Source organism: Acidovorax sp. 94 (assembly GCF_003634645.1).
Taxonomy (GTDB): Bacteria; Pseudomonadota; Gammaproteobacteria; order Burkholderiales; family Burkholderiaceae_C; genus Acidovorax; species Acidovorax facilis.
Window position 1 is genome coordinate 2158151 of record NZ_RBJA01000001.1, and the last position, 26684, is coordinate 2184834.

Here is a 26684-nt window from a genome sequence, read left to right on the forward strand (position 1 = left end):
CGCTGGCCTGGGCCGCGCCGGTTCTAAGCGCAGCGCACCTATCCAGCGCCCCGCAATGAATCCAGAGCAGAGACGCGCATTTTTGCGGAAGGCCATCCTGGCCGCCGCTGCCACCCAACTGCCCCGCTGGGCATGGAGCAACGCACCAGCACTACAGAGCAACACCTTCGCGCTGGGCGTGGCCAGTGGAGACCCGGCGCCCGACGGCGTGGTGCTGTGGACGCGGCTGGTGCTGGCCGACCCGGCGCTGATGCAGGCCACCCACACCGTGCGGTGGGAGGTGGCGCACGATGTGCGTTTTTCACAGATCGTACAAAAAGGCGAAGCCACCGCCCTGCCAGCGCTCGGCCACAGCGTGCATGTAGAACTGCGCGGCCTGGCGCCCGGCCGCTGGTACCACTACCGCTTCATGCTGGGCAATGCCGTCAGCGCCACGGGGCGCACGCGCACCGCGCCAGCGCTCGGCGACTTGCCCGCCACGCTGCGGCTGGCCTTTGCCTCGTGCCAGCGCTGGGAACATGGCCACTACGCCGCCTGGCACCATCTGGTGGCCGACCAGCCCGACCTGGTGCTGTTCCTGGGCGACTACATCTACGAATACGCGACGCCGAAAAACACCACAGACCTGGCGCGCACCCACAACCTGCGCCACGCCACCACGCTGGCGGATTTTCGAGACCGCTACGCCCTGCACAAAAGCGACCCCGCCCTGCAAGCCGCCCACGCTGCCTGCCCCTGGGCCGTGACCTGGGACGACCACGAGGTGCAGAACGACTACGCCAGTGGTACCGGTAAGGGCGACGATGGCAGCTTTCTGACGCTGCGAGGCGCCGCATGGCAAGCCTTCTACGAAAACATGCCGCTGCGCGCCGCCAGCCTGAACGGCCCCGCCTCCGGCACCCGCTGGGATGCCCTGCAGGTCTACCGCCGCCTTCGCTGGGGGCGCCTGGCCCACATCCACCTGCTGGACAGCCGCCAGTACCGCACTTGGCAGGCCTGCCGCACGCCCCAGTCCACCAGCGCGGGCGCTGTGCGCGCGGCAGACTGCGCCGACCTGGCCAGCCCCGCCCGCACGCTGCTGGGCGCAATGCAAGAGCAGTGGCTGGACACCGGCCTGGCCGCCGACGCACACACCAAAGACACCACCCACTGGAGCGTGCTGGCACAGCAAACCCTGTTTTCGCCGCGCCACTACCCTTCGGGCGTTACGTCCGCCGACAGCTGGGACGGTTACCCCGCAGCCCGCGCGCGCCTGCTGCAGGCCTTGGCACAGCACGCCCCGCGCAACACCGTGCTGCTAGGCGGCGACATCCACCAGAACTATGTGTGCAGAGTGCACGCCAATCCCGATCGCCCAGAGTCGCCCGTGTTGGCCAGCGAGTTCTGCGGCACGTCCATCAGCTCGCGCTCGGGCACCACACAAGACAAGGTGGACGCCATCGCCCGGCACAACCCGCATGTGCTGCTGGCCCGCTGCGACCAGCGCGGCTATGGCCTGGCAGACATCACACCCACACGCTGGACCACCACCCTGCGCGCGCTGGACGACCCGCTGCGCGCGGACAGTGCCGCCGCCACGCTCGCCCGCTTTGTGGTGGAAGACGGGCGGCCCGGGCCCAAGCCAGCATGACGGCTGCTTGAATGCTATGCTATTTATAGCTATTAGCGCTTTATGGATAAGCGCTAGAGGCTAAAAACATCCAAATTTTCGGAGCCTGTAGCGCGATGTAACGCCCCGGCGTCGCTCCGGCTGGTCCGCGTACCATGGCCACTTCTTCGCCCCTTCGCTTCTCGCCACCCAGGAGTTGTCCATGCCCAAAACCACCACACACCCCCTGCCCTCCCCTCGTGCCATCACCTTCAGCCTGAGCCTGCTGGCCTCGGCCGTGCTGCTGGCAGGCTGCGCCAGCGCCCCGTCACAGTTCGCCTACACCGTGCCCGCCCAGCCCGAAGGCTCGTCCGGCTACACCGAAAAGCCCGGCTGGGCCACCGAGAAATTTGCCGTGGCCGCCGCCAACCCGCTGGCCACGGATGCGGGCTACCAGATCCTCAAGGCCGGGGGTTCCGCCATCGACGCAGCCATTGCCGTGCAGATGGTGCTGACCCTGGTGGAGCCGCAATCGAGCGGCATCGGCGGCGGCGCCTTCCTGCTGCACAGCACCGGCAAAACCGTGGAGGCCTACGACGGCCGCGAGACTGCCCCCGCCGCTGCGGACGAAAAACTCTTTCTCGGCGCCGACGGCAAACCCGTGCAGTTCTACGATGGCGTGGTGGGCGGCCGCTCGGTCGGCGTGCCCGGCACCGTGCGCATGCTGGAGATGGCGCACAAGCAGCACGGCAAGCTGCCCTGGGCCACGCTGTTCCAACCCGCCATCACCCTGGCCGAAGGCGGCTTCAAAATCAGCGCACGGCTCAACACCCTGGTCAAGGCCGACCAGCACCTCAAGAAGGACCCGGTGGCTGCCGCCTATTTCTACAAGGCCGACGGCGACGCACGCGATGTGGGTGTGAACCTGCGCAACCCCGAGCTGGCCGCCGTGCTGCGCAAGATTGCCGTCGAAGGCAGCAGGGCCTTGCACGAAGGCGAAATCGCCCAGGCCATCGTGGACAAGGTGCAAAAACACCCCACCAACCCCGGCAAACTCAGCATGGCCGACCTGGCCGGCTACCAGCCCAAGAAGCGCGAAGCGCTGTGCCACGACTACCAGGTGCAGGCCAAAGACTTCCGCATCTGCGGCTTCCCGCCGCCCAGCTCGGGCGCCATTGCCATCGGGCAGATCCTGGGCATCCTGAAAAACACCGACGCTGCCGCCAAGCCCCTGCAAGACGGCATTCCATCGGCCGACTGGCTGCACCTGTACACCGAGGCCGCCCGCCTGGCCTTTGCCGACCGCGCGCTCTACGTGGCCGACCCTGACTTTGTACAGCCCCCCGGCGGCAGCTGGACCAGCCTGATCGCCCCCGCCTACCTGGCCGAACGCGCCAAGCTCATCGGCACGCAAAGCATGAAGGTCGCCCAGCCCGGCAACCCGGCCGCCGTGAAGACCAGCTACGCCCCCATGCCCGACCAGCCCGAGTACGGCACCAGCCACATCAGCATCGTCGATGCCTTTGGCAACGCCGTGGCCATGACCACCACCATCGAAGACCAATTCGGCGCACGGCAAATGGTCAAAGGCTTTTTGCTGAACAACGAGCTGACCGACTTCAGCTTTGCCCCCACCGACGCCCAAGGCCAGCCCATTGCCAACCGCGTGCAGCCCGGCAAACGCCCCCGCTCGTCCATGGCCCCCACCCTCGTGTTCGACAAGGCCACCGGCGAGCTGCTGATGAGCGGCGGCAGCCCCGGTGGCGCGGCCATCATCCACTACACCGCCAAGACGCTCTACGGCGTGCTCAACTGGGGCCTGATGCCCCAGCAGGCCATCAACCTGCCCAACTTCGGCTCGATGAACGGCCCCACACTGCTGGAAGAAAAGCGCTTCCCCGCCGCCACGGTGGAAGCCTTGCGCGCCCGCGGCGCCGAGGTGCGTGAGATGAATATGACGAGCGGGTTGCAGGCCATCACGCGCGGGCAGGCGCATGGGAAGAAGCTGTGGATGGGCGGGGCCGACCCCAGGCGTGAGGGGGTGGTGATGGGGGATTGAGCGGCATCGTCTGACCTGGGTCCTTCAACCAGAGTCAAATCGGCCGCCTGCGCTTATCCATAAAGCGCTGGTAGCTATTAATTGAGGAGCGCCGCTGGCGGCGCGGCCGGTCACCGCGCTACAGTCCTGCCCATGGACCTGAGAAGCCTGCGCTATTTCATCGCCGTGATCGAAGCCGGCAGCCTCTCGCGCGCGGCAGGCAGCCTCTACATTGCGCAGCCCGCGCTCACGGCACAGATCAAAAAGCTGGAGTCGGAGCTGGGCGCGCAGCTGCTGGAGCGCTCCCACGCGGGCGTAACCCCCACGCAACCCGGCGTTCAGCTGTACCAGGACGCGCGGCGCCTGCTCAGCGATGCGGCGGCCATGCGCGAGCGCATCCAGCGCCTGCCCCAGGGGCCTGAAGGCTCGGTCACCATCGCCGTGCCGTTTCTGCTGTCGTCGCTGCTCATGGGCCCGCTGCTTGCGCACCTGAAGGACACCCATCCGCGCATCCGCGTGTTCGTGCTCGATGACCTCAGCCTCATGGTCAAGAAAGCCATGCTCGACCGGCGCGCAGACATCGGCATCCTGGTCGACACACCCCATGTCGAGGGCCTGGCGTGCCGGCCCTTCGCGCGCGAGTCCATGTATTTCTGCGGGCATGATGCGAGCGGCCGCGTGCGTGCGCTGCTGCAAAGCCCTTCGGCGTCTACACCATCCGCGCGCCCCGATATCGACTTCGCAGCTGCCGCAGAGCAGCCCCTGGTGCTGCAGTCGCGCCGCTACTCGATCCGCCAGCAGGTGGAAGACGCTGCGGCCCAGCGCGGCACTGCGTTGAACATCGTGCACGAACACGACTCGGCCCGTGTGATCCGCTCGCTCTACGCCTGCGGCGCGGGCTTCACCTTCACGCCTGCTTGCGCCATGGGTGACACGCCCGCCATAGGTACGGACTGGCTGGTCGCACGCGTGGTGAACCCGCAGATGACCCGCGCCTACACCCTGGCCACGGCGCCCGGACGGGACGGAGACGCTGGCGGCGATGGCGTGATGCTCGCTGTAGTGCAAGCCTTGACCGAGGTTGCACAGCGCCTGGTGTCCACAGGCCGATGGGACGCCGAAGTTGCCGACGACCCTGGCCCTGGGCGCGACAACCATCAACCGGATTAGCCATCAACCTGACTAGCCATCAATCGGATTGATGGCCACCGATCAGCAATCGGTATTTCCCTGATACCCCGTCTTCTGGAACAGTGACCCCATGCCCCCCGCTCGACGGGGTCTGTGTTTCAGGAGACAGCCATTACCACCTCGCCCCCCATTTCCCCGTGCGTGGTCGCCAACGTCGGCGCCCTCGTGGCGCGCAGCGCCCGTGCCCATGCCCGCCGCATGGCGGTCAAGAGCCCTGCGCGCAGCATCACCTACGCCGATCTGGAGCAGCGCTCGAACCGCCTGGCCAACGCCTTGCTGGGCCTGGGCCTGCAGCGCGGCGACCGCGTGGGCATCTACCTGCCCAACTGTGTCGAGGGGGTCGAGATCGAGATCGCCTGCTACAAGGCCGGGCTGATCAAGGCGCCGTTCAACGCCCGGCTCTCGCCCACCGAGGTCGGCGCCATTGCCGCCAACAGCGGCGCGGCGCTGATCGTGACCACCACCGAACGCGCCGAGACCATCCGCCCGCATGTGGCGCAAAGCATGCCCGACGCCATGCCCCAGCTGCTGCTGACCGACGATGCGGGCCCCGCAGGCTACGAAGCGGCACTGGCCCAGGCCAGCGACTCGTTCACCCCGGTGGCCGTTTTCGAGGACGAAGTCGCCGTGCTGCACTACACCTCGGGCTCTTCGGGTGTGCTCAAGGCGGCCATGCAGACCTTCGGCAACCGCCTTGCGCAGCTGCGCAAGTTCCTCACCCGCTCGGACGGGCAGCAGCCCGGCCACATCCTGGGGCTGGTGGGCCCGATCACCCACGCATCGGGCATGCAGATGGTGCCAGCGCTGTGCCAGGGGGTCACCATCCGCCTGTTCAACGGCTTCGAGCCCCCGCGCTTCATCGCCGACATGCGCGCCGACCGGGTGACCCACACCTTCATGGTGCCCACCATGATCAACATGCTGCTGACCGAGCTGGAGGGCCAGTACCGCCCCCTGCCCGACCTGCTGCGCCTGGGCTACGGCGCCGCCCCCATGGCGCCCGCGCGCATCCTGCAGGCCATGGATGTGTTCGGCCCCATCCTGCAGCAAGGCTATGGCGCGGGCGAGACGACCTCGGGCGTGTGTGGCCTGTCGGTGGAAGACCATCTGTTTGCCCGCGCCGCGCGGCCAGAGCGGCTGGCATCGTGCGGACGCCCGTTTCTGGAATGCGATGTGCAGATCCTGGGCGACGACGGCCAGCCCGTGGCCACCGGCGAGATCGGCGAGATCGTGGTGCGTGGCGACGACATCTTTGCGGGCTACTGGCGCGCCCCCGAGCTGACGGCCGAGGTGCTGAAGGACGGCGCTTACCACACGGGCGACCTGGCCCGCATGGATGACGAGGGCTACGTCTACATCGTGGACCGCAAGAAGGACATGGTGATCAGCGGCGGCTTCAACGTGTACCCGTCGGAGGTCGAGGCCGTGCTGTGCCAGCACGACGCCATTGCCGATGCCTGCGTGTTCGCCGTACCCGATGACAAATGGGGCGAGGCCGTGGCCGCGCACGTGGTGCTCAAGCCCGGCCGTGCGGCCGGTGCCGACACCACCGCTGCGATCGACGCGTTCTGCGCCCAGCACCTGGGCGGGTTCAAGCGGCCCCGGCGCATCGAGTTCGTCACCACCCTGCCCAAGAACCCCAATGGCAAGGTGATGCGCCGCGCCGTACAGGCCCCGTACTGGGAAGGGCGTGGGCGGATGGTGAATTAGAGGGCATCCCCCTGAGCGGCTTTGCCGCTTCCCCTTTCTCTCTTAGCGCTTCGCGCTGCGGGAAGGGGGACGACGCCCTCGCTGCGGGGCGGCCCTTGCTCGGCGCCCCTGGCACAGGGCGCGCCAGTTTCCAGCGGCAGCAGGTAGCCGCCAACCACAAGGAATACCGACCATGAACAACGACATCACATCCCCCCTCCCCGCGCCGCTGTTTCCCGGCATGCCTTTTGAAGGCTCGCCACAGGCGGCCGAACTGATCGCGCGCATCAACGAGTTTCTGTATGGCGAGCTGGCGGCGCTGGCGCGCGAGCATGGCATCGACCACGAGAACGCGCCCGACAAGGCCTTGCTGCAGCAGGTGTGGAAACGCTCGCACGCTTTAGGCTTTTACGGCATGACGCTGCCGCAGAAGATGGGCGGCCTGGGCCTGTCCACGCTGGACCATGTGCTGGTCAAAGAAGCCATCTACGCCAGCGGCTCGCCGTTCGCTCCCCATGTGTTTGGCGAGCTGAGTGGCCCGCCACGCGTGGGCGCGCTGGCGCGCATGGCCACGCCGCACCAGATGCAGCAGTTCATCCTGCCGGTCGCGCGTGCCGAAATGGCCATCTGCTTCGCACTGACCGAGGCCGAGGCTGGATCGGACGCTGGCAACGTGCAGACACGCGCCGTGCGCGAGGGCGACGACTACGTGATCACGGGCACCAAGCGCTTCATCTCGGGCTCGCCGTTTGCCGACTACGCGGTGCTGATGGCGTCCACCGCCACACACGTCGACCCCGACCCGAAAAAGCGCGAGGTCACGGCCTTCTTTGTGGACCTGCATGCACCCGGCGTGCGTGTGGAGTCGGGCTACAAGACCATGGCCGGCCAGACGAGCACGGGCAACATCGTGCTGGACGGAGCGCGCGTGCCCGCCGCCAACCTGATCGGCGAGCCCGGTCGCGGCCTGGCGCTGGCGCTGGGCCGCATCAGCGTGAACCGCTTGCTGCACTGCCCGGCCATGCTGGGCCTGGCGCAGGTGGCGCTGCGCGATGCACGCGACTACGCGCAGCAGCGCCACCAGTTCGGCCGCGCCATCGGGCAGTTCCAGGCCATCCAGCACATGCTGGCCGACATGGCGACCGACTGGGCCGCCGCGCGCGGGCTGATGCTGGCCACGGCCCGCGCCATCGACGCGGGCGCCGAGCCACGCGCCGAATCGTCCATGGCCAAGCTGTTCTGCTCGGAGGCAGCCTTCCGCATTGCCGACCGAGCGGTGCAGATCCACGGCGGCGAGGGCATCGTGCAAGGCCGTCGCGTGGAGTTCCTGTTCCGCATGCTGCGCATGTACCGCGTGCTCACCGGCACGAGCGAGATCCAGCGCAACACCATCGCGAAAGAGCTTTTGGCATCCCCCTGAGCGGCTACGCCGCCCACCGCGCGCCAAAACAACCCTCATAGAAAATGACAAGGAGACAAGACATGACCAAGCAACCCATCCCCCACCTGCGCCGCCGCGCACTGATCGCTGCGGGCTTGCTGCCGCTGCTGGCCGGCGCCCCCGCGCTGGCCACCGAGGCATGGCCTGCGCGCCCCATCAAATGGGTCGTTCCCTACCTCGCGGGCACGGGCCCGGACACCACGGCCCGCATCGTGGCCGAGGCCGTGTCGAAGGAGCTGGGCCAGCCCGTGGTCATCGAGAACAAGGGCGGCGCAGGCGGCAACCTGGGTGCGCGCCAGGCGGCCAAGGCGGCGCCGGACGGCTACACCTGGGTCTACGCCGGGTCGCCCATGGCGGCCAGCATGCGCATGTACAAACAGCCGGGCTACGACGCACTCAAGGACTTTCGCCATGTGATCGGGCTCACCAGTTCAGACACGGTGGTCATCGTCAACGCGCAAAGCGACATCCGCAGCTTGGCCGACCTGCTCGCGCGCCTGCGTGCGCAGCCCGGCAAGCTGGACTACGCCTCGGGCGGTGTCGGCACGCCCTCGCACCTGGGGGTGGAGATGGTGCTCAGCGTCAGCCAGGCGCAGGCCACGCATGTGCCGTACAAGGGCGCGTCGGAAATCGTCAACGCGGTGCTGGGCCAGCAGGTGGCCTTTGGCGCACCCATCACTGCGGTGGCGTACTCCAACATCGTGGCGGGCAAGCTGCGCCCGCTGGCCGTGACGGGACCCGCGCGCAACCCCAAGCTGCCCACCGTGCCCACGCTGGCCGAGGCGGGGCTACCGGGCGTGGAGCTGACCTCGTGGGGCGGCGTCTCCGTGCCCACCGGCACACCCGATGCCATCGTCTCGCGCGTGCGTTCCGCATTCGAAGCCGCCCTGCGCCAGCCCGCCGTGGTGGCGGCGCTCGAAGAGCAAGGCGGCATGGTCCACCCGCAAGACAGCGAGACCTTCACACGTGCCTTCGGCAAGGAAATCGGCTTCACCGAGGCCATGATGAAGCGCATCAAGCTCGAACCGATGTGACGGCGCCGGGTATGCGCCAGCAGATGACTCGCTTCAATTTTGATAGCCGTCAGCGCATATCCATCAGGCGATGGGGCCATTTTTAATTCTCAAACAGTTAGCTTCTCCATGCGAACCCTCTCCCTGTGCGCGGCACTCGCCCTGCCGCTTTGGCTGGGCCTGGCCCCTGCAACCTTTGCCCAGGTGGCCGACGTCCGGCAGGACGCAACCGCCGCTACGCGTGCGCGCCAGACCACATCCCTGGGCACGCTGGACGTGAATGCGCCCGCCAGCTTTGAGGACGCTCGCCGGGGCCTGATCGCCACACCCAGCGGCCAGGTGCGCAACGCCCAGGGCCAGGTGGTGTGGGACTTCGACGCGCTGCGGTTTGCGCAGGGCGAGGCGCCGCCCACCGTCCACCCCAGCCTGTGGCGCCAGGCGCGCCTGAACCAGACGCCCGGCCTTTACCAGGTGCGCGAGGGCATCTGGCAGCTGCGCGGTTTCGATCTGGCCAACCTCACGCTCATCCAGGGCCGCACAGGCTGGATCGTGGTGGACCCGCTCACCACGCAGGAGACGGCGGCCGCCGCCCTCGCGTTCGCACGCCAGCACCTGGGCGCACAGCCGGTGTCGGGCCTGGTGTTCACGCACAGCCATGTGGACCACTTCGGCGGCGCCCTGGGCGTGCTGACCGCGCAGGACGCCCACGCGCGCGGCGTGCCCATCGTGGCGCCCGTGGGTTTCATGGAAGAGGCCACCAGCGAGAACGTGCTGCTCGGCCCCGCCATGTCGCGCCGCGCGGGCTTCATGTATGGCAGCCAGTTGCCACGCGATGCGCGCGGCGTGGTGGACAACGGCCTGGGCATGGCCGTGGCGGCCGGGCGCATCGGCATCCTGCCGCCCACGGTGCTCATCGACCAGCCCACACAGGCGCTCGACATCGACGGCGTGCGCTTCGTGTTCCACAACGTGCCCGGCTCCGAAGCCCCGGCCGAGATGGTCTTCGAGCTGCCCGACCTGCGCGCATTCGGCGCGGCCGAGCTGGTCTCGCAGACGCTGCACAACCTCTACACCCTGCGCGGCGCCAAGGTGCGCGATGCGCTGGCGTGGTCGCGCTACATCGACGGCGCCATTGCGCACGCCAGCCGTGCGGATGTGGTCTTTCTGCAGCATGGCTGGCCGGTGTGGGGCCGCGAGCGCATCGACACCTTCATGACCACGCAGCGCGACACCTACCGCTACCTGCACGACCAGACGGTGCGCCTGCTCAACGCCGGGCTGACCCCCGGCGAGATCGCCGAAGCCGTGCAACTGCCCTCCACGCTCGCGGCGCAATGGGCGTCGCGCGGGTACTACGGCACCGTCAAGCACAACGTGCGCGCGGTGGCCCAGTTCTATCTGGGCTGGTTCGACGCACACCCCGCCACGCTCGACCCGCTGCCGCCCGTGGAGGCCGCACGCCGCTACGTGGCCCTGGCGGGCGGTGCAGACGCTGCGGTGGCCGCCGCGCGCCAGGCCTACGACGCGGGCGACTACCGCTGGGCGGCTGAATTGCTGCGCCATGTGCTTCTGGGGGACAGCAACAACGCAGCGGCCAAGGACCTGATGGCGCGCAGCTTCGAGCAAATGGGCTACGCCGCTGAATCTGCGCCGTGGCGCAACTTCTACCTCACCGGCGCGCAGGAGCTGCGCCAGGGCCCAGCCCCACGCAACGCGTCGGCCCCGCGCTCTGCCGTGGCCGACATGCTCATGCAAACGCCCATCCCGCAGTTTCTGGACGTAATGGCCGCCTCGCTCAACGGCCCGCGCGCCGACGGCCTGCGCCTGGCCGTGGCGCTGCGCTTCACCGACGCGCGGGAAAACCACGGCCTGTGGATCGAGAATGCGGTGCTGCACCACCACCCGGGCACACCGCCCTGGCCAGCCGCCGCCACACTGGTGCTCACCAAACCCGCCTTTCTGCGCCTGATGAACGGCCAGGCCACGCCGCAAGAGCTGGCTACCGCCGGCGCGCTGCGCATCGAAGGCGACCCTGAGGCCCTGCGGCAGCTGATGGCGCTGCTGGACAAGCCAGCGCGCGACTTTCCGATCATGACACGGTGATGTGGATGAAAAGGGGCTCTTCTAGCGAATGCTAGTGATGCCTCTTTAATCGCGCCCCATGGCCCTGATCTTTAAGGTACGACGCCTTTGCGTCTGCCCCAGGAGAAGGCCATGCGACAGCAACAGATGACGCGCTTGATCCACAGCTTGCCCCAGCTGACGCACCACCAGCGCCAGCAACTGGCAAGCTCCCTGCAGGTGCTGCTCGATCACAGTCAAGCCATCGCCGTTGTAGAAGCGCACAGCGGCGGTTCCCGGGCTTGCCCGCATTGCAACAGTTCCCTGCTTGTCAAGAACGGCTCGGCCAATGGGCTTCAACGCTTCAAGTGCCGCCATTGCGCGCGCACCTTCAACGCCTTGACTGGAACACCGCTGGCGCGTTTGCATCTGCGGGACAAGTGGATGGGTCAGACACAAGCTTTGGGCGAAGGCCTCTCGCTCAATCAGGTGGCCCAGCGCCTGGGCGTGGCACAAAGCACCGCCTTTCGCTGGCGTCACCGCTTCCTGGCCTGCCCAAGCAACCAGCAGGCTCGCCAGCTTGTGGGCATTGCCGAGGCCGATGAGTCCTACTTCCTGGTCTCCTGCAAGGGTCAAAGAGGGTTGCTGCGCAAGGCCCGTCGCCGGGGAGGTAAAGCGCTGGCTGGCTGCAAGGGTTCGGAGTACACACCCGTACTGATGGCGCGAGACCGTGCGGGAGCAACGGTCAACCTCATCCTGGAGACGAACAAGGCCGTCAGTGTGCAAGCGGCACTCAAGCCCTTGTTGCCACCGGACACCATCCTGTGCACCGATGGCAGCGTCACTCTGGCCAGTGCAGCGCGGCTCTTGGGTGTGCAGCACCAGGCAGTGAACGTGAGCCGGGGCCAGCGGGTGAGCGGCCCCTGGCATGTGCAGAACGTCAATGCCTATGTCAGCAGGCTGCGCGGCTGGATGCAGCACTTCAAGGGCGTTGCAACGAAATACCTTGATTCGTACCTGGGGTGGTTCAGGTTGTTGGACCGATCAGGCCCGATGGGCCCACAGCCCGCGCTGGTGCTGGGTGCGGCCATGGGGAATCAAGACGTCACTAGCATTCGCTAGAAGAGCCTGAAAAGGCCTCCAGCGCCCGTATGCAAAGCGCTTTCCGCTCCTGAATCAGGAGCACCTGCAACACGAGAAAACCCAACGCCAGCCGGTCGTGCCCGCCCGGTGGGCCTGCGCTTCACTCGGCCAGCGGGCTGGGCGTTGTGTCGGTGCTGAAGCGGTTCTTGCCCGCCTGCTTGGCGGCGTACATCGCGGCATCGGCCTGCGCCAGCAGCGCTTCGGCATCGCTGCCGTGGCGCGGGTACAGCCCCGCCCCCACGCTGGCCGACACCTGTGCAACCGCACTATCCAGCACAAAAGGCTGCGCCATCGCGGACAGCACCTTGTCCGCCACAACCTCGCAGTCCTCCACCTGGTCGATGGCCGCCAGCACGATGCCGAACTCGTCCCCACCCAGCCGCGCCACAGTGTCTTCGGCGCGCACGCAGTCCTCCAGCCGCCGGGCGACCTGCTGCAGCAGCTGGTCGCCCGCTGCGTGGCCCCACTGATCGTTGACGGACTTGAAGCCGTCGAGGTCCACGTAGAGCACGGCGGCACGCCGTCCGTAGCGGCGGGCCGATTCGAGCACACGCGCAAAGCGGTCGTTGAACATCACGCGGTTGGGCAGGCCGGTGAGAGCGTCGTGCAGCGCGTCGTGCGACAGGCGCGTCTCCAGCTCCTTGTGCGCGCTGATGTCCTGCGTCACCACCACCAGGAAGTCCGGGCGGCCCTGCGCATCCTTGACCAGGCCCAGGGCCTCATACACCCACAACAGGCCGCCATCCTTGCGCCGGTAGGCCTTCTCCATCTCGGGCGATAACACGGGCGAGTGCGCCACCAGGCGCTGCGCCAGAAAGCGGCGCACGGCTTCGCGCTCGCCCTCATCGCTCAGCGCAAACAGGTCGCGCTGGCGCAGCTCCTGCAGCGAGTAGCCCAGCATGCGGCAGAACTTGTCGTTGGCCCGCAGGATGCGGCCCTCGGGCGTGATGTGGGCGATGCCCGTGGCCGCCTGGTGGAAGGTGGCGCGGAACAGCCCCTCGCTGGACGCGAGCGCATCGGCCACGGCCCGCTGGCGCGCCAGCACCACGATGAGCAGCGCGCCAAAACACAGCAGCGCCACGCTCGCGCCCGCAGCCAGGGCCAGGTAGCCCGCACGCCGCTGCATCACGGGTTCCAGCACTTCGCTGAAGGCCGAACCCACGGTCACCATCAGCGGATGGCCCACCATGCTGCGGTAGCTGAGGATGCGCGGCACACCGTCCACCGCACCGTGGGCGTCGATCAGATCGTCCTCGGGCGCTGCCGCCTGGCGCTGGAACCAGGGCAGGCTGCGCGCGTCGGCGCCAAAGCTCACCTTGCCGCCAGACTTTCGGCCCCGCACCACGCCATCCAGCCCGGTCAGCTCCAGCAGCCCCTGGGCGCCCAGGTCGGCCTGCCGGTAAAAGTCCGTGAAATTCGTCGGGTCCACCGACATCACCACCACGCCACCAAAGCGCCCGCCCTCCCTCACGATGCGCAGCGCCATCGGGATGCGCCACTGCCCCGACACACGGCCCAGCACGGGTTCGCTCACGAACAGCTCGTCGCGCTCGCTGCGCTGCAGCGCCTGGAAGAAACTGCGGTCGCTGTAGTTGACGGCTCCGGTCTCCTGGCTGCTGCTGACGATGTCGCCTTGCTCGTTGACCACGCTGATGATGGTGAACATGGGCTCACGGATCACGCCGCGCGCCACCCAGTCGCGCAAGTTGATGTCGGTTCCCTGCTGCAGGTACTGCTCGCGCACGAAGGCCGCCACCTGCTCGGCCGCCTTGAGGGTGCGGACCACCTGCTGCTCAAAGGCAATGGCCAGGTTGGCGTTGGACTGCATGGCCGAAGCAACGGCCTGTTCGCGCTCGAACGCCACACGCTGCAGCGTGACCAGCCACAGGCCCGCAACGGCCGCGATGCAGCCCAGCGCAATCGCCAGGCTCAGCGGCGTGGCGAGCCGATAGCGGCGGCGCGGCGCCCCGGCTTCAAGACGGTCGTCCGCGTCCGGTGGCCGCGTGGTGTCATCTTTTTGGTGCATGCCCCTCCCAATGTAACGGGGCATGTGCGGCAAGTCGACAACAGGATGGCCACCGGGCGCGGCCCACGCAAAAGGAACCCTACGCGAGCCGCGCCAGCACCTTGGGCAGGCTGGCCACCAGCATCGCCACGCCCGACAAGGTCAACATGCCCAGCACGATCTGCCGAAACCGCGCATCGCTGATACCGTGGTACAGCCGCGCTCCCAGCAGCACGGGCACCAGCATGGCGGGTACCACAATGGCCAGCAGTGGCAGCGCCTCGCGGGTGACCAGGCCGGTGGCCAGGTAGGTGATGAAGGTCACCAGCAGCATGGTCAGGTTGAAGTTCTGGATGATGGCGCGCTGCACGTCCTTGTCCAGACCGCGCAAGGTGCACCACAGGGTGGGCAGCACGCCGGTGAAGCCGCCCAGGCCACCCATCACCCCACCGGCCAGGCCCACCACCGCGTCGGCCACGCGGCCGCCCCGGGTAATGCGGGGCAGCTGTTTGGCCATCAGCATGGCTGGGCACCAAAGCACCAACAGCGTGCCCAGGATAACCTTGAACGCATCCATGTCCAGGCGGGGCAACACAGCCACGCCAATGGGGATGCCCGCCAGGCCGCCCAGCACAAAGGGCAGCAGGCGCGCCCGGTCAAAACCCCGGCGCACGGTGGCCGCTGCCACCAATTGGCCCGTGAGCGCGCCGCACACGGCCAGCACGGCGGCCAGGCGGGGTTCCAGTGTCCAGGCCCAGAACGACATGGCCACCATGCCAAAGCCGAAGCCCGACAGGCCCTGCACAAACCCGGCGGCCACGGCGCCCAGGGCTACGATCAACAGCACGGAATCCATTGCACCTCCACTGCTATCGGATGCGTTCAACAATCCGCTCACGCTGAGCTTGTCGGAGCGCTGCACAAGGCTTCGACGAACTCCGCCTGAACGGCTTCGGTAGATCGCAGACACGCAATTCGTTTTAAGGGGCTGCCGAGCCAGCCGGGTCCATTGTGCAGGTTGGTTCGCAGGCGCACTCGGGCACAGGAGCACCTTGGCCCGCACACACCCTGTCCATCAATACAACGTGGCTTGCTGGCGCGCGGGCAGTTCGCGGTCGTAGGTGGCGCCGTCAAACCGGCCCTGCGTGATGGACGCGAGAATGGCGCCGGGGGTCGGCACCGTGCGCGGGGTGCCAGGCGGTACAGCGCTCCACAGGCGCGAGCGCTGTATGGCGCGGGCGCACTGGAAGTACACGGCTTGCACATCAACGACGATCACGCATTTGGGCGACTGGCCGTTGACCACGAACCGCACCAGCAGGTCGGGCGCCACGCTGATGCGCGCGTGGCCGTTGACGCGCAGGGTTTCGCCCACGCCGGGGATGAGAAACAGCAGCGCCACGCGCGGGTCTGCCACGATGTTGCGCAGGCTGTCGGCGCGGTTGTTGCCGCGGCGCTCGGGCAGGAGCAGAGTCTTATCGTCCTGCAGCTGCACAAAGCCCGCCGGGTCACCACGCGGCGAGGCGTCCAGCCCGCCAGGGCCGGTGGTGGCCAGCACGGCAAAGGGCGACGCCGCGATCATGGCGCGGTAGGCGGGGTGCACATACGGGAGCTCTTTGTGGACGGAGGCGTCGCTGAGTGGGCCCAGCAAGGCCTCCAGGCGTGGCAGGGTGTCGATGGCATGCTCGTCGCGGGTGGGGGTCATGGCGGTAGCTTCCTTGGGGTAGGGTGGCAAGGGAACGGCCATGGTGCGGCAGGCCCGCCGCCCCGACAAACGACTTTGCGGCAGGTCACGCGTGCAAAAAGCGCACACATGGAGTCCGGCATTGGGAGTGCCGTGCCAGGGGCGGTGCGCAATCCGGCCCGTAGGCAAGACACGCGCCGCTCCTTTGTTCAGCGTGCGGGACGCAGCTTGACGCCGGGGAAATCCACCGGCACCGCGAGCGCCACGTTCACGTAGTTGGTAAACAGGTTGAGCGCCACATGGCCCACGATCTCGACGATGTGCTCGTCGCTCCAGCCGTGGTCGCGCAGCGCCTGCACATCGGTGGCATCCACCTGGCCACGTTCATTGACCAGCTTCAGCGCAAAGCGCAGCACGGCGGCGGTGCGCGGGTCGGCGGATTCGCCCGACTGCGCGGCGGCCAAATCGTCGCCGCTCACGCCTGCCTTGCGGCCCAGTGCGGTGTGGGCGGCCAGGCAGTAGTCGCAGGCATTGCGGTTGGCTACGGCCACGGCGATCTGCTCGCCCAGTGCGGCACCGATCACGCCACCACCCAGCGCACCAAAGGCGGCCCACATGCTTTGCAGCGCGGCGGGAGAGTTGGCCACCGCGCGGAACATGTTGGGAGTGGCACCGAAAGCGCCGTGGATCTGGTCGAGCACGGTGCGCACGGAGCCGGCGGCGGCGGTGCGGTCAACGAGGGGGACGCGGGCAACGGAGGAGGAGCTAGCGGACATGGTGTGGATTTCCTTGAAGGTCATGAAAGACGGTTTGGTTTAAAGGGCCGGTGCTTGGTTAAGGGGTTAAGCACCGGGTGCCTGTTCTCAGCACCCCTTCAGTGTCCAGCGTCAGCCCGTACCATTGGGCACATAAAATCCACCATTCATACCTAATCATCCAAAATCACCATGAATGCCCGCGACACTTGCACCACGCCTCTGCCAACGCAGGCACCCGCTCCGTTTGACCGGCTGTCGTCGCTGCTGGAGCGCTTTCGGGTGCGCGCCCACCTGTTCCACAGCGGCCCGCTGTGCGGCGTGACCCACTTTGCGGCGGCGCCCGGGCGCGGGTTTCTGCATGTGCTGCGCCGTGGCGAGATGGTGGTGACGCACCAGCCCCAGGCGGGGCCACCGGAGCGGCTGGAGGTAGCTGAGCCCAGCCTGCTCTTCTACGCCCGACCGCTGGAGCATTTTTTTCACAACGCGCCCACGGAGGGCTCGGACTTCACCTGCGCGGCGCTGGACTTTGACGGTGGTGCCAGTCACCCGCTGGCCCGCGCCCTGCCCCCGCTGGTGCTGCTGCCCCTGGGCAAGGTGGACGGGCTGCAGCAGTCCCTGGACCTGCTGTTTGCCGAAACCGACCGCCTGCGCTGCGGCCACCGCGTGCTGGCCGACCGGCTGTTCGAAGTGGTGCTGCTGCAACTGCTGCGCTGGCTGCTGGACCACCCTGAGCAGGCGCACATGCCGCCCGGCCTGCTCACGGGTCTCGCCGACCCTGCCCTGGCCCGCGCCCTCACCGCCTTGCACGATGCGCCGGGCCAGCCATGGAGCCTGGCGCAGATGGCGCAGCAGGCAGGCATGTCGCGCAGTGCGTTTGCGGCCCGCTTCAAGGCGGTGGTGGGCGACACCCCCGCCGACTACCTGGCGCACTGGCGGCTGACGCTGGCACAGGCCCATCTGCGCGGCGGACGGTCGTTGAAGTCGATTGCCAACGAGCTGGGTTACGCCAACCCCTCGGCGCTGTCGCGCGTGTTTGCGCAGAAGGTGGGCATGTCGCCACGGGTCTGGCTGGAGGGCCTTGCAGCATAGCTAGCTAAGCCGCCACCTCCTCTGCCCGGCTGGACGCGCGGCCCACGGGCCGCCACAATTTCCTGCGCCGGCTGCGCAGCGCCAGGATTTTGATAAAAACGGCTCTCTTCCATTTCGGGTGGAACGCCACATTCCCCACCAGAGCCATGGTCAGGCCCTTGCTTTTCGCAAAGGACTGCCTGGCAGGTGAGTGAGCTTGCCAGCAATCAAGAACGCCATGGCGATGAAGTGATCGGTGGTGCCATAGCCACGCGCCTTGGCCTTAGCTGCTTGCAACAGTGAGTTCACCGCCTCCACATAGCCGGTGTGCAGATGAGAAGCATCAAACGCCTGGAGTATTCCCGCCCAGTGTTGCTGGATGGTCTTGGCCAAGTCCTTGAAGGGCTGCAAGCGGCTGCGTTGCGCCCAGTGCAGCCATTTCTTGAGTGCCTGTGCACTGCTGGCGGCATCCGCGTCTGAGTTCCTGTAAACATCGCGCAGCGCCTCCTTCATCCGCCACGCCCTGGCGGTCTTCAATCGGGTGCGAGGCAGCCAATCCATCTTTGCCTGCTCTTTGTCCGTCCACTTGGCTTTGTCCTTGAGCCAGCACCAACGGGTCTTCTTGAGCCAGCGCTCGCCCCGGGCCTCTTCCCGCCGCACTGCGTCCACTGCCCGGTTGGCCATCTGCACCACATGAAAGCCATCAAAGGCAATGGCCGCCTGGGGCAAGTGCTGGCCTGCTCCTGCGATAAAGGCCTTGGACATGTCCATGCACACCACCTGGATGGCTTCGGGCCTGCCTTGGTGGCTCTTGAGGTCCGCCGCAAAGCGCTGCACGGTGCTGGCATCCTTGCCGGGTGTGGCGTAGATCAGTCGCGCCCGCTCAAGATCGTGCACCAGGGTGATGTAGCTGTGGCCTTTGGCGCAGCTGGTCTCATCGATACCGATGACCGCCACACCCGCGTAGCTCTCCTTGGCGCGCGCCAAGCTGACATGGGCATCGATCTGGCGCCACAAGGCGTTGTCCGCACAGCGCAGGATGCGTGCACACGCGGCCACCGGCATCTCACGGGCCAGCGTCAGAGCCAGAGCCTCGAACATGAGCGTGAAGCGGCTGCCCTCTCGCGCCCAGGGAACACTCAGCTGGGTCGTAGAGCTGCAGGCGCTGCATGACACGCGAGGCAGCGCGCAGTGCACGTAGGCTTCGAACTGAAAGAAATCAAGATGCCGCCAGCTGCGCTGGCGGTGGTCATGCAGTTTCTGCTCAGCTGCGGCGCAAACGGGGCAGGCGGCACTGCCCGATTGCCAGACCACGTACAGGTCGATGCGGCTGCGCTCGACATCCAGTGCAACACGCTCCACAGCCCAGGGCGCGGCCAGCCCCAACGCTTGGCAGAACAACGCTTCTTGCATCGGGAGGGCTCCTGTTCAGGGGGTGTCAATGGATTTATTTGAACTGTAGTGTTCCACCCGAAACGGAAGAGAGCCATAAAAACAGGCCCTGGCGCTTATCCTGATTGCGCAAACAGCTATTTAATTGATAGCAAAGCTCTGCAAATTAATCAGCCGCTGGAAAGGACTCACACCATGAACGCCGCTCTCACCCAACTGGCAACCGACTGCGGGCTGGCCAGCGACGCCCACACCCCGCTGCGCCTGGCCTTTGGCCTGGCCTGTGTGCAGCGCGTGCGCCATCTGCTGGAAGATCCGGAGGCCATCGCTGGCCTCGACGTGCTGGCCGCGTTCACGGCGGGCACGGTGGATGCGGCCACTTTGACCAACGCAGCAGAGCGGCTGAAAGCGGTGGCCTCGCACCACCGGGGCTCGCAGTCGCTGGACGGGTCGGCCCATGCCGCCGTGTCGGCCACCTACGCTGTGGCCAACGCGCTGGCGGGCCGGGCGCTGGAGGCCGCCAGCTACGCGGCCTATGCCACGGTGTATGCCTATGGCGGGTATGCGGTGCAAGACCTCTCGGCGTTTGAGCCGGAGCACCAGTGGCAGGTGCAGGCGCTGCAGCGGCTGCTGGACGATGCGGCGACCCAGCGGTCGGCGAGGCCCCTTGCCGCCAGCCAGCCCTGCGCATGAGCCGCCAGCAGGTTCTCGCCGCGCTGGCCGCCCCGCTGCGTGCGATCCTGGAGGCCGAACTGGCGCAGGGCAACGTTATCGACGAGGTGGCGGACTGGCCGCCCCGGTGCGAGTTGCTCGTGATCCTGCGCCGCCCTTTCGCGAAGGCCTACCCGACCGGGCCTGGCGTGGAGTTCACCGCCATCGAAGACCGGCACTACTGGAAGTCCGAATACAACCTCGATGGCGGCCGGCAGACGCTGGCGTGCGGTTTTGGCTGAGCCGGGTGATCAGACGTTGATGGCGGCCGCCGAGCCGGCCTGCTTGCGCAGCTCGAACTTCTGGATCTTGCCGGTGCTGGTCTTGGGCAGCTCGCCAAACACCACGGCACGCGGCACCTTGAAGCCCGCCAGGTGCTTCTTGCAATGCGCCACGATGTCTTCGGGCGTGGTCTGCGCACCGGCCTTCAGCTCCACAAACGCGCAGGGCGTCTCGCCCCACTTGGGGTCGGGCTTGGCCACCACGGCAGCGGCCAGCACGTCGGGGTGGCGGTAGAGCACGTCTTCGACCTCGATGGACGAGATGTTCTCGCCGCCCGAGATGATGATGTCCTTGCTGCGGTCCTTGATCTTGATGTAGCCGTCGGGGTACTGCACGGCCAGGTCGCCGCTGTGGAACCAGCCGCCCGCAAAGGCCTCGTCGGTGGCCTTGGGGTTCTTGAGGTAGCCCTTCATGGCGATGTTGCCCTTGAACATGATCTCGCCCATGGTTTCGCCGTCCTGCGGCACGGGCAGCATGGTCTCGGGGTCGAGCACGCGCACATCGCGCTCCAGGTGGTAGCGCACGCCCTGGCGGGCGTTGAGGCGGGCGCGCTCGCCGATGTCGAGCTGATCCCAGGCTTCGTGTTTGGCACACACGGTGGCGGGGCCATACACCTCGGTCAGGCCGTACACATGGGTCAGGTCGAACCCCATTTTCTCCATGCCCTCGATCATCGAGGCCGGTGGCGCGGCGCCCGCCACCATGGCCTTGACGCCTGCGGGGATGCCCACCTTCATCGCGTCGGGCGCGTTGACCAGCAGGCCGTGCACGATGGGCGCGCCGCAGTAGTGGGTGACGCCGTGGTTGCGGATGGCGTCGAAAATGGCCTGCGCGTCCACGCGGCGCAGGCACACGTTGACGGCTGCACGCGCTGCCACCGTCCACGGAAAACACCAGCCGTTGCAATGGAACATGGGCAGCGTCCACAGGTAGACGGCGTGTTTGGGCATGTCCCACTCCAGCACGTTGCTGATGGCGTTGGTGGCCGCACCCCGGTGGTGGTAGACCACGCCTTTGGGGTTGCCGGTGGTGCCTGATGTGTAGTTGAGCGCAATCGCATCCCACTCGTCGGCGGGCAGGCTCCAGGCAAAGGCCGCATCGCCGCTGGCCACAAAGGCTTCGTAGTCGGTGCCGCCCAGGCTTTGCACGGCGGGGCCGTAGAGCGCGTCCTGCACCTCGATCACGCGGATGGGGGTAGTGCCCGTGCGCAGGGCCAGTGCCTTGGCCATGGTGCCGGTGAACTCCGCGTCCACGATGACGGCCTTGGCCTCGCCGTGGTCGAGCATGAAGGCGATGGCCTCCGGGTCGAGCCGGGTGTTGAGGGTGTTGAGCACCGCGCCCGCCATGGGCACGCCAAAGTGCGCCTCCACCATGGGTGGGGTGTTGGGCAGCATCACGGCCACGGTGTCGTTCTTACCAATGCCGGCCTGGGTCAGCGCGCTGGCCAGCTGGCGGCAGCGCGCGTAGGTCTGTGCCCAGGTCTGGCGCAGCGTGCCGTGCACGATGGCCAGACGGTCGGGGTAGACCTCGGCCGTGCGTTCGATGAACGACAGGGGGGACAGGGCAGCGAAGTTGGCTTCGGTGCGGGGCAGGTGCTGGTCAAAGATGGAGGTCATGGGTCGGTGCTGAGAGGTAAACAGAACGCAGCCTACCGCCCCAGGCTGACTCAAACCCTTCGGCGGCGACTCTGCTTGATACGGTACATCGCCGCGTCGGCGCTGGCCAGCAGCGTGTGCGCGTCCTGCGCGTCGCGCGGGAACAGACTCACGCCGATGCTGGCTCGCACCGGGAAGGGCTGGCCTTCGATGTCGAGCGGAGACTCGAAGGCCTGCTCCAGCTTGGCAGCGATCTGCAGGGCCGCATCTTCGGAATCCACGTTCTCGCACAACACGGTGAATTCGTCGCCCGCAAGCCGGGCCACGGTGTCGGCCTGGCGCACGGCGCCTACGATGGTGCGGGCCACGGCCTGCAGCACCAGGTCGCCCACGGCGTGCCCCCGCCCGTCATTGATGGCCTTGAAGTCATCCAGGTCCACAAACAGCAGCGCGCAGTCACGCCCGCTGCGGCGCGATAGCTCCAGCGCCTGCGCCAGGCGCTGCTCGAACATGCGGCGGTTGGGCAGGCCGGTGAGTGCGTCGTGGTGTGCCAGGTGGGCCATGGCATCGCGGCTGGCGTTGAGTTCGTTCATCTGGCGCAGGATCTGCTGCTCCATGTCTTGAAAGCTGCGCGCCAGCTCACCCACCTCGTCCTCGCGATCCACCGGCAGCACGCCGTGGGGACGGCCCTGCGGCAGTGCCTGCGTGGCACGCACCATGGCTTTGAGGGGCTGGGTGACCACGCGTGAAACCAACGCCGCCAGCACCACCCCCACGGCACTCAGCACCAGCAGGATCTTGAGGATGCTGTTGCCCAGGTTCACCACCTCGCCCTGGACCGCCGCCAGTGGTTGCGAGAGCCCCACCACCATAAACCGCTTTTCCTCCTCGCGCCCGAAGGGCATGCGTACGAACGAGAAGACGCGGGCCTCTTCGTCGTCAGTGCCCGGCAGGCTGAGCACCACCTCTTCCTGGTGGCCCCCGACCAGTGCGGCCACGGGCGCAAAGCTGTCCTGGATCAGGATGCGCTGGCCCCGGTCGAACCCGAAGGTCTGGCTGGCGTCCGGGTGCACCAGAAAATCGCCCCAGCGGTTGCTGAGGAAGAAACCATAAGGCGCGGGCAGCGCTGTGTTGAAGCTACGCAGGAAATGCTGCGCCGCCACACGCACCACCACCACGCCACGCACCTGGCCACCCCGCACCACGGGCGAAGCCATGCTGAACACGGGCAGCGGCTCGGCATCGGCTGCGCCTTCGTGGTTGATGCCGAACTCCGATACATAGACCTCGCCCGGCGCCAACGCCAGGGTTTCGAACACAAAGGGGAAATGGGCCTTCTCCTGCAGTTCGTCCTCGCTGGCGCGGACCCAGGCGTCGCCAGTCCGGTCGATGCGTACGAGCTCCAGGCCAAAGTCCTGCACGCCGATGAAGCGGATCTGCAGGTAGCTCGGGTGGGTGATCAAGCTGGCACGGAACACATCAGCCAGCACGTTCTTGTCCTGCTCTATGGCCGCCACACTGGCCAGAAAAGCCGTGTCGCGCGCCACGGTGCCAAAGCCGGCTTGCATGTGGCGCGCCAGCACCTGCGTGGTGGCCAGCAACGCCTGTTCGGCCCGCCCCTGCAGACGCGCGCGGCTGGAATCAAAGGTGTAGTAACCCGCAAGAATGGCCGCAAACACACTGAAGGACGCGAGCAGCATCCCCAGCCGAAGCGCAATGCCCCATTTCATGCGGGTTTTCATGGCTCAGAACCGGTTCGGTCGGTCGCCCGACAGGATGCGCTGCCACAGCTGCGCGCGGCGGGCCTCGTCCTCCACGGGCTCCAGCCACACAATAGCGCCTGCGGGGGCATCGCCCGACAGCGCGGGCGGCTCTTCGAGCGTGTTGGCCAGGCCCTGGCGCCGGGTCAGTTCGCGGCTGACGGAGGGGTCGAGCATGTAGTTGATCCAATCGGTGGCCAGCGCCACCTGGGTGGACCGGCGGGTGATGGCCCAGCAGTCCAGCCAGGCCAACGCCCCTTCGCGCGGTACCACGTAGCCCACATCCAGCCCCGCATCCCGCAACTGCTTGAGCTGCTGCTGGCCATAGTTGGCATGCATGACCGCAATGCGGTGTTTGCGAAACAGCTCCAGCGACTCTTCGGGAAGGCTGTAAAACGAGCGCACGTTGCGGCGCAGGGCCACCAGATCCCGCGCCAGCGGGCCAAACTGCGCGGCGGGGATATGGAACGGCGCCATCCCCCGGTACATCGCAGCCAGCGAAAAACCGTGGCTGCTGCCGTCAAATGCCAGCACGCGCCCGCGCCAGCGGGGGTCCCACAGCACGGCAATGGAGGCAGGCGGGGTAGTGATCTGCTGGCGGTCGTAGATCAGCCCCATCTCTGAATAGGTGTAGGGCATTGCATACACATCCGAACCCTGCGCAATGCCAGCGATGGCATGCAGTTGCCGAAAGCGCGGCAGTTGCCGCTCGGTGTTGGGGATGTTGTGCACGGGCAACGGTGCGAGCAGCCGGCGGGCCACCAGCCGCGCAATTTCGGCCGTATTGGCGGCCACCAGATCAAAACCGGCTCCCTGGGGGTTGGCCAGCTTGGCACGCAGCACATCGTCAGAGGCGACGGTGGTGATCTCCACCTTGGCGCCATGGCGCTTCTCGAAAACCGCCACGATATCGGGATCGGCATACCCGGGCCAGGACAGCACACGCAGCACCGGCGCCGCATGCGCTGCCGTGGGCCACAGGCCTGTTGCCACCAGCGGCAGCAGCACAGCCACATCCCGGCGCCGCAGCATGTGCTGCGCCGAGGTGCCTGCCCCACCCACCGCCTGGTGCCGCAACGTGACTGCCATGCCGAAAGCCCCGCTTCTGCAATATCTGGTAACAAATAGTTTACGCGGACAATACGGGGTGTGACGATCCCACAGTCTTTCATTCAGGAGTTGCTTGCCCGCGTCGATGTGGTCGACATCGTGGGCCGCTACGTGCCATTGAAGAAAGGTGGCGCTAATTTCATGGGGCTGTGCCCCTTCCACGGCGAAAAATCCCCCTCGTTCAGCGTCAGCCCCGCCAAGCAGTTCTACCACTGCTTTGGGTGTGGAAAGAACGGCAATGCCATCAGTTTCCTCATGGAACACGCGGGTATGGGGTTTGTCGAGGCGGTACAGGATCTGGCCCAGCAAGTGGGCCTGCAGGTACCGGACGACGACATCTCCCCACAGGAAAAAGAGCGCGCCGCCGCCGCCCGCCAAAAGCAGGCCACGCTGACCGATGTGCTCGAAAAAGCCGCCGACGCCTACCGACGCCACCTGCGCGAGTCACAGCGCGCTATCGGTTACTTCAAAGGCCGCGGCGTCTCGGGCACCGTGGCCAAGCGCTATGGCCTGGGCTACGCACCGGAGGGCTGGCGCAGCCTGGCCAGCGTGTTCCCGCAATACGACGACCCGCTGCTGGAAGAGAGCGGGTTGGTCATCGTCAACGACGAAGATGGCGGCAAGCGCTATGACCGGTTTCGCGACCGGGTGATGTTCCCCATCCGCAACGTCAAGGGCGAATGCATCGGCTTTGGCGGGCGGGTGTTGGGCGATGACAAGCCCAAGTACCTCAACTCACCCGAAACCCCGGTGTTTCACAAGGGGCGCGAACTGTATGGCCTTTTCGAGGCGCGCACCGCCATCCGCGAGCACGGCTACGCGCTGGTAACCGAAGGCTACATGGACGTGGTGGCGCTGGCGCAGCTGGGCTTTCCGAATGCGGTGGCCACGCTGGGCACGGCCTGCACACCTGAACATGTGCAAAAGCTTCTGCGCTTTACGGAATCGGTGGTGTTCAGCTTCGATGGCGACGCGGCAGGTCGGCGCGCTGCGCGCAAGGCACTCGACGGCGCCCTGCCCCACGCCACGGACACGCGCAGCATCAAATTCCTCTTCTTGCCTGCAGAGCATGACCCCGACAGCTTCATCCGCGCCAACGGCACGGACGCTTTTGCCCGGCACGTGAGCGAGGCCGTGCCGCTCAGCCGCTTCCTGGTTGAATCAGCAAGTGATGGCTGCGATCTGGCCACCGCCGAGGGCCGCGCCCACATGGCCAGCAACGCCCGCCCGCTGTGGACGGCACTGCCCGATGGCGTGCTCAAGCGCCAGGTGCTCAGCGATCTGGCGGACCTGACCCAGCTCAAGGCCCAGGACCTGGCCGACCTGTGGGGCCAGGCCACGTCGCGCGAGGCACCCCGGTCCTCTCACTCTGGCCACCCTGGCGCAGGCAGTGCGCCAGCCCGGCAGGCCCCGGCGGCCTACGATCACGAACCGCCGTCCTGGGACGCCCCGCCCGATGCCGGAGCGTGGCCGCCCCAAGGGGAACCGGCCGGAGGATATCCAGGCAGCTATAGCAATGGCAGCGGCTACGGCAACAACAGGCCCGCATTCCGCAAGGGTGGCGACTGGAAGAGCAACTGGAAGAAAAAGGACAAGGACTCCCCCTGGCCACCCCAGCCCCGCCTGCCACGCACCCCCACGGCCAGCCGAGCGGACCATGCTGCGCGCCTGCTGCTGTCGCACATGGCGTTTCTGGAGGAGCTGACCCACGACGACCACACCACCCTGTGCGCGCAGCCCGCCCCCCACGGCCCGCTGTTCAGCTGGCTGGAAGCGCAGTTTCATGAACATGGCCCCTTGGCCTGGGCTGTGCTGCGCGAAAGCCTGCGCGAGCACGAATGCGAAGCGCTGGCCGTCAAGGTGATGACGGGCTCGCACGCCCAGACCGAAGGCGCAATGCAGGAGCTGCGACTGGAACTGCGCGACCTGCTCAACCGCATGCAGATTGAGGACATCGAGGCACAGCAAAAGCTATTGATGCTCCAAGCGGCTGATGACCCGACGGCCCTGGAGCGTTACCGCGGCTTGGAACAAAAGCGCAGGGTTTTACTCGGCGTGGCTGCAAAGGCGGCTTGAAATCAGCGCCAAAGGTATAATGTAGGGTTAGTTATTGGCAAGAGCGACAGCAGCACCTCCGAGCCGGACCACCGTGACA

Annotated in this window: 20 protein-coding genes; 12 read left to right on the forward strand and 8 right to left on the reverse strand. The window is 67.0% G+C overall.

From position 1 onward, the window contains the following. The first annotated feature begins 55 nt into the window (after positions 1-55). The 8 genes from C8C94_RS10000 (at position 56) to C8C94_RS10035 (ending at position 12143) form a co-directional block, all read left to right on the forward strand. The gene (locus C8C94_RS10000; RefSeq protein ID WP_121420608.1) at positions 56-1630 is read left to right on the forward strand and encodes an alkaline phosphatase; all 1575 of its coding nucleotides are present in this window, start codon (positions 56-58) and stop codon (positions 1628-1630) included. Between the two features lie 181 nt (positions 1631-1811). Further along, a complete protein-coding gene (locus tag C8C94_RS10005; RefSeq protein ID WP_199731231.1) occupies positions 1812-3647 on the forward strand; it encodes a gamma-glutamyltransferase family protein in 1836 nt (611 codons plus the stop codon). Between the two features lie 132 nt (positions 3648-3779). Further along, the gene (locus C8C94_RS10010; protein WP_121420609.1) at positions 3780-4796 is read left to right on the forward strand and encodes a LysR family transcriptional regulator; all 1017 of its coding nucleotides are present in this window, start codon (positions 3780-3782) and stop codon (positions 4794-4796) included. 162 nt (positions 4797-4958) lie between these two features. Next, positions 4959-6527, forward strand: coding sequence for an AMP-binding protein (locus C8C94_RS10015; RefSeq protein WP_199731233.1), 1569 nt, complete (start codon positions 4959-4961; stop codon positions 6525-6527). A 172-nt stretch (positions 6528-6699) separates the two neighbouring features. Then, positions 6700-7926: an acyl-CoA dehydrogenase family protein gene (locus tag C8C94_RS10020; protein WP_121420611.1), complete on the forward strand. Its 1227-nt coding sequence runs from the start codon at positions 6700-6702 to the stop codon at positions 7924-7926. 62 nt (positions 7927-7988) lie between these two features. Then, complete coding sequence (locus C8C94_RS10025) at positions 7989-8981, forward strand: tripartite tricarboxylate transporter substrate binding protein (protein WP_199731235.1); 993 nt, start codon at positions 7989-7991, stop codon at positions 8979-8981. 108 nt (positions 8982-9089) lie between these two features. Further along, on the forward strand, positions 9090-11063 hold the full coding sequence (locus C8C94_RS10030) for an alkyl/aryl-sulfatase (RefSeq protein WP_121420613.1): 1974 nt from the start codon (positions 9090-9092) through the stop codon (positions 11061-11063). 111 nt (positions 11064-11174) lie between these two features. Next, a complete protein-coding gene (locus C8C94_RS10035; protein ID WP_082437481.1) occupies positions 11175-12143 on the forward strand; it encodes an IS1595 family transposase in 969 nt (322 codons plus the stop codon). A gap of 121 nt (positions 12144-12264) precedes the next feature. Here C8C94_RS10035 and C8C94_RS10040 read toward each other — a convergent pair whose 3' ends face one another. The 4 genes from C8C94_RS10040 to C8C94_RS10055 all read right to left on the reverse strand — a co-directional run bounded on the left by C8C94_RS10040 (position 12265) and on the right by C8C94_RS10055 (position 16629). Continuing rightward, the gene (locus C8C94_RS10040) at positions 12265-14190 is read right to left on the reverse strand and encodes a diguanylate cyclase domain-containing protein (protein ID WP_121420614.1); all 1926 of its coding nucleotides are present in this window, start codon (positions 14188-14190) and stop codon (positions 12265-12267) included. Positions 14191-14269: 79 nt separating this feature from the next. Beyond that, complete coding sequence (locus C8C94_RS10045) at positions 14270-15025, reverse strand: sulfite exporter TauE/SafE family protein (protein ID WP_121420615.1); 756 nt, start codon at positions 15023-15025, stop codon at positions 14270-14272. A 219-nt stretch (positions 15026-15244) separates the two neighbouring features. Then, positions 15245-15874, reverse strand: coding sequence for a pyridoxamine 5'-phosphate oxidase family protein (locus tag C8C94_RS10050; protein WP_121422789.1), 630 nt, complete (start codon positions 15872-15874; stop codon positions 15245-15247). 188 nt (positions 15875-16062) lie between these two features. Further along, on the reverse strand, positions 16063-16629 hold the full coding sequence (locus tag C8C94_RS10055; RefSeq protein ID WP_121422790.1) for a carboxymuconolactone decarboxylase family protein: 567 nt from the start codon (positions 16627-16629) through the stop codon (positions 16063-16065). A 171-nt stretch (positions 16630-16800) separates the two neighbouring features. On the opposite strand from C8C94_RS10055, the gene C8C94_RS10060 reads away from it, so the two are divergent. After that, positions 16801-17700 carry an AraC family transcriptional regulator gene (locus C8C94_RS10060; protein ID WP_121420616.1) on the forward strand — a complete coding sequence of 300 codons (900 nt, stop codon included), beginning with the start codon at positions 16801-16803 and terminating at the stop codon, positions 17698-17700. Between the two features lie 150 nt (positions 17701-17850). Here C8C94_RS10060 and C8C94_RS10065 read toward each other — a convergent pair whose 3' ends face one another. Further along, complete coding sequence (locus tag C8C94_RS10065) at positions 17851-19092, reverse strand: ISL3 family transposase (protein ID WP_121419550.1); 1242 nt, start codon at positions 19090-19092, stop codon at positions 17851-17853. A gap of 174 nt (positions 19093-19266) precedes the next feature. Here C8C94_RS10065 and C8C94_RS10070 point away from each other — a divergent pair, with 174 nt between their 5' ends. Next, positions 19267-19764 (forward strand): hypothetical protein, encoded by a 498-nt coding sequence (locus C8C94_RS10070; RefSeq protein WP_121420617.1) that lies wholly within the window; start codon positions 19267-19269, stop codon positions 19762-19764. Continuing rightward, a complete protein-coding gene (locus C8C94_RS10075) occupies positions 19761-20024 on the forward strand; it encodes a hypothetical protein (RefSeq protein WP_108497552.1) in 264 nt (87 codons plus the stop codon). The genes C8C94_RS10070 and C8C94_RS10075 overlap by 4 nt, the downstream gene beginning before the upstream one ends. Positions 20025-20033: 9 nt before the next feature. Here the strand turns inward: C8C94_RS10075 and C8C94_RS10080 are convergent, their stop codons facing one another. From C8C94_RS10080 to C8C94_RS10090, 3 genes are read right to left on the reverse strand one after another with little or no spacing between them, the layout of a single operon-like run. Then, positions 20034-21680 carry an acyl-CoA synthetase gene (locus C8C94_RS10080; protein WP_121420618.1) on the reverse strand — a complete coding sequence of 549 codons (1647 nt, stop codon included), beginning with the start codon at positions 21678-21680 and terminating at the stop codon, positions 20034-20036. A 50-nt stretch (positions 21681-21730) separates the two neighbouring features. Then, on the reverse strand, positions 21731-23401 hold the full coding sequence (locus C8C94_RS10085) for a diguanylate cyclase domain-containing protein (RefSeq protein WP_233573443.1): 1671 nt from the start codon (positions 23399-23401) through the stop codon (positions 21731-21733). 3 nt (positions 23402-23404) lie between these two features. Next, positions 23405-24508 carry a PotD/PotF family extracellular solute-binding protein gene (locus C8C94_RS10090; protein WP_121420619.1) on the reverse strand — a complete coding sequence of 368 codons (1104 nt, stop codon included), beginning with the start codon at positions 24506-24508 and terminating at the stop codon, positions 23405-23407. Positions 24509-24568: 60 nt separating this feature from the next. Between C8C94_RS10090 and dnaG the strand changes: the two genes are divergently transcribed. Beyond that, the gene (dnaG, locus tag C8C94_RS10095) at positions 24569-26605 is read left to right on the forward strand and encodes a DNA primase (protein ID WP_121420620.1); all 2037 of its coding nucleotides are present in this window, start codon (positions 24569-24571) and stop codon (positions 26603-26605) included. Positions 26606-26684 lie beyond the last annotated feature (79 nt).